Below are 12,041 nucleotides of genomic sequence, written 5' to 3'. Positions count from 1 at the left end.
CTGGCGAGCGCTCTATCGTTACAAACCGCTGGCGGATGGTGATGAAGTGGCAACCGTGGTGGGCCCGGCAGGGGAAGAGATTTATGTCAACAAAGAGGGTTGTATTCGCGTCCATTTTCACTGGGATCGCTATGATAAGGCCGATGAAAACGCGTCTTGTTGGGTCCGGTTCGCACAGGGCTGGAATGGCAGTGGTTACGGTTTTATGGCGGTTCCCCGTATCGGTCAGGAAGTGATCGTCTCCTATCTGAACGGCGATATTGATCGCCCGATTGTCACTGGCTGCACCTACAACGGCTTAAACCGGCCCCCGCTGGATTTACCCGCCGAGAAAACCCGCACCACGTTTAAAACCCGGACCCACAAAGGTGACGGTTTTAACGAATTGCGGTTTGAGGATGCTAAAGATCAGGAAGAGATTTACCTGCACGGACAGAGAGATCTGACCGCCCATATTCAGCACGATGCTTACTGGCATATTAAACACGACCATAAACAGCGGATCGATAATAACCGGTACAGTGAAATCAGTGCCGATGACCACCGAAAAATCGCCGGCTCCGGTAAATACAGTACCGATGGAGATGTGTCGCACCGTATCACTGGTAGTCAGCATTTACAGACCGGGGAGGCGTTGATCGCTGAAAGCGGTCAGGAAACGCACCTGAAAAGCGGCGGTAAAATTGTGTTGGAAGCAGCGTCAGAAATTACCTTGAAAATCGGCGGCCATTTTATCCGGTTAACGCCCGGCGGTATTCTAACCTCCCCAAATTTATCCGTCGGGCAAGGCGCTGCCGGTGTCGGACGTGGTTTGTCTCTGCAATTACCAGAAGGTGTAGAACCGCTGCCTGATGTGAAATCTCCAGTCAAACCGATTTGTGCCTTACAAGCCCAGAGGGACGTTAATTTGACTATCAATAACCAGGAGGATAAATGAACACTTCCATAAACTGGCAACAATGGCTGACCACGCCTAATAAGCCGCCTGTTTTCTTTATGCTCAATTCACTGGCAGAACCTAACCCAATCGGTCGCTTTTACAAAAACAACTGGGTAGAACAGGCTTTTCCGCTATACAGCAGTACACCGATGGATCACCTGTTGGCACAAAGCCCCTGGCTGGTTCAGCCCAAGTCAGGCTATCTGTCAGTCATCGGTCATCTGCTTGATAACCATACCCTGAGTGATAACAGTTGGGGGTGGGCTTACCGTAGTGATGATTCATGGACCCAACAGCTTAATCACTGGCGTTCACGCCAGCAGGTGATATTGCGGGAGAAGCAGATGATTTTACGCAGTATGGATCCTCGAATTCTCAGTCAGTTATTACCGGCAATGATAATCAGCGATTGGTCAGCATTTTTGACACCGGTAAGTGAGTTAATGATCGACGCACCTGAGCCCCAGTGGTATTCCCGTCCTGAAAATTGTGGTCACGGTGGCAATGAACAACCCTTCGTTCTGGGTAGTCATTTACTACATGCCTGGCATCATTCCGATTACGCCCTTAAAGGGATGGCATCTGTGATTGGTGATAATTTATGGGAAAACCACGGAGAATTAGCTGAAAAACTGGATGAGCCAGAGGGGCGGTTAGTGGAACAGATTATTCATTGGCTGAAAGCGCATTTAGAAAACGGCGATGACATTAGCAACCTGACCAGTGAGGATTATTCGCAGGCGCTCAATGAACAACACACAACTACGCTATCCCCGTAAGTACAGGAAACATGTCATACTCGTTGCCCAAATTGTTTCTATTATCGGGGTTATCCCCGCAAGCACGGGGAACCTTTTTACTCTACTACCACCACAAAACCAGAATCTGGTTAATCCCCGTAGATACAAGGAACTTCAGCACTATTGCGGGAATTTCCCTCCCCGATGACGGTCCATCCCCTCAAGTTACAGGGAACGCAGTGACAACAGACGAAAATGACTCTGTATTTAGCGGTTTATCCCCGTAGCAACAGGGAACATGTATGTTTCCGCTAACTCAACCGCTAACTGTTCGGTTTATCCCAGTAAATACCGGGAACGTTTTTCCAAACCAGATATACAACAGTATCAGTTCGGTTCATCCCCGTAAACGGGGATACTTTATTAACTGCCTTTAGCGGTAATATCCAAAACAACTTATCCCTGTAGATACAAGGAACACCGATTACCGCCCATTACGCCCCTGTTACTGTCCGGTTTATCCCCGCAGGTTACAAGGAACTTATTCCTGGCTTTTATGCTATTCGGAGCACTGCTAGGTTCATCCCTGTAATGACAGGGAACGTTTAGTGAATTTACTAAAGCATCACTCATGACGCGGTTTATCCCCGCCAATGCAGGGAACATATAAATTCGTTCATTGATAAGATTTATCGAGTTAGGTTCATCCCCGTAGGCACAAGGAACATTCACCAACACGACCTTCTTATGGTTAATTATAGCGATTTATCCCATTAAGCAAAGGGAGCATATTCTTCCTGGTTTAAATGCATACCAAAATTCGGGTTTATCCCCACAGATGTGAGGAACACAGTAATCATTTTATCAATACTTTTAGAGTAGCGACTGCACCCAACGCGACAGAATATCGCGGCACGAATACATTAATTAACAATATCGCCTTTTACCCTGCTTTCAAAGCATAACACGAACACCTAATAGCACAAATGAACTATCTTCAACAATCAATCCCCTTAAGGCGATTATATTACGATCCCCAACAGAAATAGATTTAAATGAAGTCAATACCATTATACTGTTCTGATTAACATCAATCCGCATCCCATCGCTTTAGATCGACCAAAACCTCTTGCATACTGTGCCAAGAATAAATCACCATTGGTAATCGTCAAAAGCCCCTGAAAATCGACACTGGAGAACTGGATTTTTTGTCCCTTCTTTTTTACGCTTCGATGCTGAGTATAACCTTCAATATTCAGTAAATCATCAAACTGGATACCCCATTGTTGCATACGACGATTATCCAGGAGCCAATTACGGGCAGCATCCTCCATCATGATCTTTATTTTTCCCTGTTCAATTTCACCTTGCCGTCTTGCCTGAAATTTGGCATGCATCAAGACATCATGACGTCGACGTTTTCCAGAAATATCGGTAATACAGATTGTTGGATTAACACGTAATTTGAAAGCTAAACGCTGTCCCTCATACAATAGAGGGTAAAATGATTTCGTTTTAACATCAAACAATGGTGACTGCGTTTGAGGCGATGTTTTAGATAAAACATAGAATACAGGTAATCCCATTATTCCGATTTCTTGCCGGAATAGAAATTGACGCTGTACGTCTTCCGAAAATAATTTCCATAGCAATTGATGAGAGGTATAAACTCCATTTGCACCAAGCTTCGCCAATATGTTTGCAGTCTGGCCTGATTGCCGAAGTGTAATTTTAGACAAATACATTAACACCCTCCTCGACAGAAAGTTGATACATAGTACGTTGCCTGAATTGCCAACGCCCCCGGTTGATCGGCTCATCCCAAGGATGGCTTATTAAGATATTTGAAGAGATAATTTCATCTCTCTTTCCCTCCCAAAAATAAGTAACAAGACCATTTGCTCCCAACCATAACTTATCTTCTTCATTAGAATGAATCAGTGGTGGAAAAGAGATATCCAACGCCGCTTTTAATATCGTTCTCTCAGTTAACTTAGGACAGAGAGGTAAAGCAGGTGGGCAAGATTTACGTCCAAGATGCAAGACAAATACCGGTTTAAGTAAAGCATCCCGCAATTGTTCCAGAGTAAAAGAAGCATGTCGGGTTAATGCAATGGCAACGATCCAAATACCATCACAACGATAGTCACGATTAGACAATATGGTATTCAGTTTATCTGAACTTAATTCACTTTTACGGCTCTGATGAATCACATTATTCTCGTGGGTTGGTACCTGCGTCGTATGGTAATCACGGATTAAAGAACTGGGAACAACTTGCTTAATTGCAATCAACACACTTTCTCGTAATTTGGTTAATTCAGACTCATTATCCCGCCGAATACCTAACGCTGCCCCTAATAACCCCAAAATCGCAGAACGACCAGGATATAATCCCGTTGGCCTTTCCCCACCAACCGCAGGCTGGCCCCAACTTGCCATCGGGCCATATAATCGAAAGACTAAATACGCTTTCATTATGCCCCCATTACTGCACAACAAACTCAAGCAGCTTGATCAAACTTCCTTCCCCTGTAAATGTGTTGAATTTATAGCGGGCATCGGCACATGTACCGTAAACCAGATCAATATTGTGCATTTGGCTTTCTAATGCATGAATTGCCGATGGGCCCTGGTCACTGTCATGAATCGGTTTTAAAAATGCGACGGATAAAGAACGCGGTTGTTGTTCGCCTTTTTCAGCGAGAGCAAAACTGGCATAAGCACGGGAAGCAAAACTACTTTGTTTACCCGTCGGCGAGACTTTCACCGCCGCTTCTGTCAATGCTTTAATCGCTTTATTAGCAAGTGCTTTGTTACCATCCAAATTCTCTATTAATTGCGTTTTATTAATGCAGATATAACTGTAGAACAACGCAGCCGCAAAACCCGATTCCCCTATATGGGCCGAACCGGTGTCTTCCTTACCATCATTTAAATCATCCACCGCCGTAAAATAATCATCTTCAACGACAACACTGTGCACACTAATCGCATGAGCAACCTGGCAAGCGGCTTCGACGTTAAATGCAGGGCTTGAAGCTAACATTCGACCAAACAAAGCAATATCCACAGCGGTTTGTTCAGTTTTTAACAGATTAAGCTCTTCCGATGTTGGTGCCCGGCCTTCTTCTGCCAGCACGGCGACCAGCGACATGACAGACCGCTGCTCTGCCGGGCTGATATGTGCCAATTGTTCAGTCTCTAAAGCATCTTTTTTAGTTTTGCCAAAAACACCGGCAATACTTGCAGCCAATGCCTTAGCTGATTTTTCTTTCACGCCGGCACTGATCAAGGCTTCAAATACCTTGATACCAAAGCGCTTTGTGCGAATACCAATATTCTCTGATAACGCTTGCTCAAATAATTCAGAAGTGCGCCAGTGACGTTTCAAACTTTGAGAACTCACACGTAAACGTTCAAAACCACCCATTTTCGCGGTCTTAGGCCGGCCTAAATCATCACGATTAAGATTAGATGGTGCATAGGAGGTTAATAGGTGTAATTGAATAAACTGACTCATAGTCATTCTCCTAAATTTGATTAATAAGAATCTGATAAATCAACCCATTTACTACTGGCAGCACAGTAATAATCCATCACCCACTTTACATTGATACGTTTATTCGCTTTACATGGCCGTAATTGTCCATATTCAGCAAACCATTCCTCAATATCCTGAGCTAAAGCCAGAACAGAAATATTGCCTTTTACTTGCTGTAGGATCCGACGTAATCGACGTAATAATTCGTTCGGTGTTTTCGCATTTTGTAACTGTGAGAATCGCAATTCACTGACAACCGGTTTATTCCCCCCCCCTTTCTTACCCGCCGCGACCGCCAATTTAATGCCATTGTTGTTTCTGACATAAACTAATACCGCCGCCATCGTAGCCCAATATTCTATTTTTACCGGGTTATCAGATAAACTAATCTCGTCAGGTAAACTGAGCCATAAAGCCCGAAAACCTTCAGTTAACATCGCCATTTCAACATTTTCACAGCGCTTTAACTGGGCTCTATAAGTAGAAGGAACTGGAATAATATCTTTCTCTTTTAACTGCTTTGGTGACAGAAACATACTTTGCCACCAACGCAATAATATCATTTCAGTCTTACTGTCCATTACGCCTCCTCTTTGCCAGAGTTAATATGATTATTGGTAATAAATGTTTTGATCTCTTTTAAAGCTTTTTGCCCATATAACCCCATGATTAACTGCTGACGCGCTCTTATACGTTTCGCCATTGAGCGCTCATTACCAAGTTCAGATAAAGCAGCATGTTCATCAAATAAACCCAGACAGAGATGACGCAAAGTATTGAGCCAATGTTTGGCCTGTTCCGGGGTAAGAAAAGGATCATTCGAACGTGCATTGTCGATAATTTGATGAACCACTGAAAAAAATAACGATTCACTTTGTTGCCAAAAAGCAAGGTCAATAAAAGAAGTGTCTCCTTTCACCTCTGCGGGCTTTTCAAACCAGGCAGCTTTTATTTGGTTTCGGCATAACCAAATTATTGTGGTTGCCAGCTTTTGTAGATCTTTAACTTGACACAGAATATCTTCCTGCTGTTCAGGTAAGACAAAAAACAGCGGCATGATAACGGAATACCAGCAACGTGCTTTCATATTATCCATATCGTAGCCAAACACCCACAAATAAGGCATGGCACTTTGAAGTTCAGCAAAATCACGACATAAAGAATAAAAATGGCTCACTACCGGCGCACAGCGTTGCCCTCTTTCATGATTGCTAAATACCAAAGTATCCCAAGTTTTGTAGGTCACGCCTCCTGGCTGACCTTTAACAGATAAATGTTCCGCTGATTTTTTGGGGTCCCATTTATAGGGCGTTAATGGATGAAACCAATCACCTGAATAATTGCCACCATAATTCTGTGTGCGATATTCAGAAACAGTTAATGCAGAATGCTTGCCTGAAATTTTACAAACCTGTTCCTTCTCTTCCACCACAAAACGTATACGTCTTGGCATCGCCCAATACATATGTAAGGGATGAACATCTGAAAAATAAATTTCCGTTCCTTCCTTAACACTTGCTTTTGTTGGCGCTAACCAGGGAAAAACCTGAGCACTGGTTAAATCAGGTTCGACATAACGCCATCCATTTCGATTAATGACGTTTAACCACAGTTTTTGCCATAGTGTTACATCAGCCTGGCCTGGCAATATTAACGTAGTTAATGGCCCTCCCCCCCGCAACCCGACCCGATGTCCCACCCCACCCGATGGCGCGTTAATTTGTAAGGTAAAAAGCGCCAAAGCGGCCATTTCAAGAGACATCACATCACCAATGCCACGCTTAATGAAATGATCAGTATTCAGTCTTAAACCATTGGCTCCTGGCGCTTCAATTAACAGTCCAGCGACAGTGGTTGATTTTACCTTTCGCAGAGGATCAAAATCCTGCATAAAAAGGGGCCCTGTACCGGTAATATTGAAAGCATGTTCAGCTTTATCAAAAGCCTGTTGTAATGCTTTCTTATCAGGCGATGTTTCATACAGGGAATGCCATTGATATTGATCTTCCGGCGCAAAAACAGTTTGCAATAAGCCAATAGCGAATTGACAAGCCGCTCCCTGAAAATCAGCTCTCGGTAAAGCAAAGTCCATAACATCATGGTCACATATCGCATTAATGGGCAGTACTTTTTCACTGCCATCACGTAATCGGAAAGGCAACCACGGGTCCTGAACTAAGTTCATAACACCTCCTGCTTTTATTTTTCACAAAAGCCCATTGTTGAAGAATAAGTAAAGTTTGGGTCCTGTTCTGGCAACCAAGGTTGCAAGTATTTAATTTGGCGATATCTCTGTTGTAATGCATGGAGAGCGGGAATTAACTTCCTTGGAATTGGCGCTAATTTATCCGCATATTTATTTTTAGATAATGTAACCGTACTCAATAACACTGAAAATTCGGCGGAATTTACCCAAGGTACAAGTTGTCCAGAATCAGTCTTTTTCAGTAATAACACCTCAACGGTTTCAATATCGCTGTAGCGGGTATGAATATCGGCATCATCTTCATACCAATTATCAGCACTTCGATCACAATAACCATATAACTGCCACTGTAACCAATAAGACTTCGCTTTGGCTTCCTGACTTCGTTCCTCATCAATTAATACATTTTCCTGACGCTTTAACTTTTCAGGCGCTTGCTCATAAGCATGACCATAAACCTCATCAATTAACTTACGGGTTTCCGCAGGCATGCGTATTGCACCCAGCTTTCTCAACACACGCATGCTTAACCACAAACGAGCAGGCGAGCGATAAACATATTGTGTGCTACGGAAATTATGGCTTAACCAATCTGATTCGGGTTGCTCCCTCCACTCAGGCGCGTGGATAAAGAGTATTGGCGCAGAACGTGAATCTTTAATTCCATGTTGATAAACGCCATCACTATCACGAGTATGGCGTTGCAAACGCCCTGCTCGCTGAATCAGGTCATCAATAGGGCAAATATCTGAAATCATCACATCGGCATCAGCATCCAAACTTTGCTGGAATACTTGTGTAGCAATTAACGCTTTACCGCGGCGTATCTCACTATGACTATTTTTACCAAAAATCGTCATGACATGATTTTCAATTTCTTTCCGGTGTTGCAATACAAACCGGCTATGAAATAACAGACAACGTTCAGGTTCAGTGAGCAAGCTTCGTAGCGTCTGATAAGCCTCAATGGCATCGTCTACTGTATTTCGGATCCAAACAACACATTGCCCTTGTACAATCGCAGCCAATACTTTTTCAACACAACAGACAAAGCTATTTAAGAAATCAACTTTAACTTCCCGGCTAACATCTTTTCGACTTGATAACGGTTGTTCAATAACAGGCGATATGGCATTCAAGCTTATTTTTGTCGCTAAAGGAAAATCCGTTTTTTGCAATAGTTGTGAGCTTAATCCACCGGCGTTCAACCAAATATCCGTTAAACGTTGACGCTGTTTCAGGGTCAGTGTCGCTGTCAGCAAAATAGCCGAACCACCTTGATAAAGATGCAGAGCTAATAAATTTTCCAATAAATTAAACATAAACTCATCAGCGGCATAAACTTCATCAACGATTAATACCTTACGATTAAGCCCAAATAATCTCAGTGCCTGATAACGCCTTGGTAATACAGCCAATAAAGCCTGATCAATAGCGCCTATGCCAACAGGCGCTAACAATGCTTTCTTGCGTGGATCCGCCAGCCATTGATTGCACTGCGCTGAAGTGGTGATATCTGTTTCACCATAATTTCTGTCTAAGTGGCCTAGCGCCAGAATGGCTCCACGAAATTGATCATTCATCTCTCGTGCACCATGAGCAAAAATAATACCTGGCTTGCTGCCATCATCTGTTAATAGCATTTGCTGATAATATTCAGCAATCCGGTGAAACATTGCATTGGAAGACGCCATATCAGGCAAACCGAAATAAAAACCATCGGCTGCTTTTATTTGCATTAAACGATGTGTCAGCGCTAATGCCGCCTCTGTTTTTCCTGCCCCGGTAACATCTTCTAAAATAAAGAGTTGAGGAGAATCATCTACAGGTATTAATTCAGCCCACTGCTGCAATGGCGTCGCAGCAAAACCGTAATAGTCCTGAATAGAAATAAATGGCTTTACTACCGGCGCTTTGCCTAAATTTGTCGCCATCACCGCTTTTTTTGCCATGGCTTTAGCATGTTGCCAATAATCTGTTAATGGCATAGGTTCGGATTGATATACAAAATAGTGATTATCAGAACCAATCCAATCCGCCAATATCGCAATACCAGCAAACTGCCAGCTTACTTGCTCTAATCGCCGTCGCCATTCTTTGGATTGCAATTTTTCAATAGGAAACTCAGGTTGGAGTAGTTCAATTAAATGATGAACAAAGAGTGTGGCGGCATTGAGATTATGAGGCTCAGTAAAATATTCGATAGCTTTATAGTCTGTTTTATCTATTGGCTGACCATGATGTCCTAATGCACAGTCCATCAGCACCATTAAGGTATCGAAAATCTCTTGCTGTTCTCTCCGTTTAACATCCTCAATATTAATCAGATTTTTAAGCAGCTTCGGTTTGATATTTTCCCAAAAATACAGCCCCATACGGTCATGACAAAAATAACGTCCATCATAGCCTTTACAGCAATAAGGTCGATACAGACCGGCTGACTGACCAGGCAATAATTTTTGAAAAGCAGATGCGAATTTACCAATATCGTGCAACGCCAGTACAAAAGAGACAATACTTTGTAACTGCTTTGTCGATAATGCTAAAAAATTAGTGAGATCTTTAATCAGCGATCTTTCTAAAGAAAGTAACTGCATGCCAACAGCAGCCACGTCCAAACAATGATAAGGAAGTAGATGATAATCTGTACTCTCAGATTCTGATGTTCGCTTCGCCTTACCCCAGTATTGAAAATAAATTGGTATTTCCATTTAAAATCCTTACTTAAACATTTCTTTTGCCTACTTTTAGAACATAATGCGAAAATTTAGATCAAAAAAACACTACTTTCTGTTTTTTTAGGATAATCCTGTATAAAGATGCCTTACTTAAACAAATACACTTCCGGTTTATCTGTTTAAGCACAAACCAGAATTAAAGCGACATCGTATTGCAAAGAACAACTTGATAACGTGACTAACCTTATCCATCCATTTGATAAGTAAGTAAAATATTTGTACCATTTCATCAAGGATTCATTGATGCCAGCAACCCTGCATATATAATGTCTGACCGAGTTGAGATGAAAATACTGATGGGTGTTTAGCGATGTCAATACAATCATATGCGAATTGCTTTCAGTCTTTAGCGGTGCAAGCGTAAATCCTGATGGGATAACATAGCGAAAAGGCTAATTTACTAACAAAAACAATTTAATAGAATGATTAATATAGATATTTTCACGGACGAACGACTATTTAATGAAGTTAACGCAAAGATTATCTGCGTTTTCTCCTCCATTCTTCAAATTGCGAAGGCCGGAGACCATACCTTGCCAGAACACCTTCATGTAATCGTCGTAACTCCTCAATAACCAATGCCTTTAACGTGTCACGTTCAGATTGACTTAATTGATTGGAAATTAATTTATCTATAACCTCAATCGAATCCATTTCCGGAGCCACAACAACCTGATAAACAATTTGTTTAACGGTATTTCGATATTGCAATCTTAATGGGTCTGGTTCTGCTATTTCTTGTTTAAGAGCCAAATATTCTTGGGTAGAACGTTCGTAAGCCCATAGGTAGAGATCTCGTAGCAATTCAACTCTGGTCATTTCATAAATACCGAGCATTGCACGGCTATATGCCTCTTCTGATACATCCAGAAAAGTCAACGGACATAGGTTTGAACGGAGCAACGGCAAATTAGCAGCCAAGCGGGAAGTTCGTTTATTTATATCTGCAAAAGGTTGTAAGTATGGCAAGTGAACCATGATAAAAAACGATTGCTCAAATGGATCTGAAATAACTTGTGCTTTCGCAAGCAACGAATCAAAAACCTCACTAATATGAACCTCTCCTGATAACGGTCTGAAAACACTTTTTCCTATTTCAACCTGATGCTGACGGATGCGTCCTTCATCTATAGGATTGGGCAGTAAATTTTCAGATAATGTACTATGCAAATTGAGAATGGTATATCGATTAAAATCAGCTTCAACTATACCATCAACAAGTAATTCAATAGCGGATTTATGGTTGAGGATCATTTGAGTTTCAATCGCATCTTTTCCTACAGCAACCTTTCCATACTCAATTAATTCGATCGTATCTAATCGACTGTAAGTATTTCCTTCCAAACGACTTGAGGCCCATGATAGATCAATGAGCAAACGATCCAGAATAGCTCTACCATAAGTTCCCGCTGGCTGTGAGGTCTGTTTTGTTCCTCCCATTCTCCAAAGCTGATTACGAATTGGAACTGACAGATAATGAGTCACATTGGGTTCATACGATTCCAGAAATTCTCGTTGATAACCAACTGGCACCCTGGCTTTCATGGGTTGATCAATATAACGGAGAACATCCTTACTATCTTCAGACAATGGAATATAGCTCGGGAAATCGCCGGATTTTTCTGTTACCTGCTTTAATGTTTCTCGCTCAGAAATAACATAGCGACGACCCCGTCCTTCTCCCAAAGCGTGTACTTTTCCATCTTCAACAAGCTGTCCTAGCCAACGTTGGACAGTCCTTCTGGGAACAGAAGGATGCTCCACTAATAAATCCGAAACAGACATAGGCTGTGATGCAACACACAAGGTCTTATGAATATTAGTAATTGAACTCATAGTAAACGACAAATTTCAGTAAGAATATGGCGCGATT

The 12,041-nt window shown here is 42.2% G+C and carries 9 protein-coding genes; 2 read left to right on the top strand and 7 right to left on the bottom strand.

Annotated elements, in window-relative coordinates:
* Positions 1-937 (top strand): type VI secretion system Vgr family protein (locus tag PTE_RS19100; protein ID WP_036849657.1); only part of this gene is annotated, 937 nt, incomplete at its 5' end.
* A complete protein-coding gene (locus PTE_RS19095; protein ID WP_036849656.1) occupies positions 934-1,719 on the top strand; it encodes a DUF4123 domain-containing protein in 786 nt (261 codons plus the stop codon). The genes PTE_RS19100 and PTE_RS19095, both read left to right, overlap by 4 nt.
* Positions 1,720-2,750: 1,031 nt before the next feature.
* Here PTE_RS19095 and cas6e read toward each other — a convergent pair.
* The 7 genes from cas6e to PTE_RS19060 form a co-directional block, all read right to left on the bottom strand.
* The gene (gene cas6e, locus PTE_RS19090; protein WP_036849655.1) at positions 2,751-3,425 is read right to left on the bottom strand and encodes a type I-E CRISPR-associated protein Cas6/Cse3/CasE; all 675 of its coding nucleotides are present in this window, start codon (positions 3,423-3,425) and stop codon (positions 2,751-2,753) included.
* A complete protein-coding gene (cas5e, locus tag PTE_RS19085) occupies positions 3,412-4,158 on the bottom strand; it encodes a type I-E CRISPR-associated protein Cas5/CasD (protein ID WP_036849654.1) in 747 nt (248 codons plus the stop codon). Before cas5e ends, cas6e begins: the two co-directional genes overlap by 14 nt.
* Positions 4,159-4,168: 10 nt before the next feature.
* Entirely contained in the window at positions 4,169-5,203 is a 1,035-nt protein-coding gene (gene cas7e, locus PTE_RS19080) for a type I-E CRISPR-associated protein Cas7/Cse4/CasC (protein ID WP_036849653.1), read from the bottom strand.
* A 20-nt stretch (positions 5,204-5,223) separates the two neighbouring features.
* On the bottom strand, positions 5,224-5,805 hold the full coding sequence (gene casB / locus PTE_RS19075; protein ID WP_036849652.1) for a type I-E CRISPR-associated protein Cse2/CasB: 582 nt from the start codon (positions 5,803-5,805) through the stop codon (positions 5,224-5,226).
* Positions 5,805-7,409, bottom strand: a complete 1,605-nt coding sequence (gene casA, locus PTE_RS19070; RefSeq protein ID WP_036849651.1) for a type I-E CRISPR-associated protein Cse1/CasA — start codon at positions 7,407-7,409, stop codon at positions 5,805-5,807. The genes casB and casA overlap by 1 nt, the downstream gene beginning before the upstream one ends.
* Positions 7,410-7,423: 14 nt before the next feature.
* Positions 7,424-10,141, bottom strand: coding sequence for a CRISPR-associated helicase/endonuclease Cas3 (locus PTE_RS19065; protein ID WP_036849650.1), 2,718 nt, complete (start codon positions 10,139-10,141; stop codon positions 7,424-7,426).
* 507 nt (positions 10,142-10,648) lie between these two features.
* On the bottom strand, positions 10,649-11,932 hold the full coding sequence (locus PTE_RS19060; protein WP_241826141.1) for a Fic family protein: 1,284 nt from the start codon (positions 11,930-11,932) through the stop codon (positions 10,649-10,651).
* Between the last annotated feature and the right edge of the window lie 109 nt (positions 11,933-12,041).

It is taken from the genome of Photorhabdus khanii NC19 (assembly GCF_000517265.1).
In the GTDB taxonomy this organism is placed as follows: domain Bacteria; phylum Pseudomonadota; class Gammaproteobacteria; order Enterobacterales; family Enterobacteriaceae; genus Photorhabdus; species Photorhabdus khanii.
This window is presented reverse-complemented; position numbering and strand designations above follow the sequence as displayed.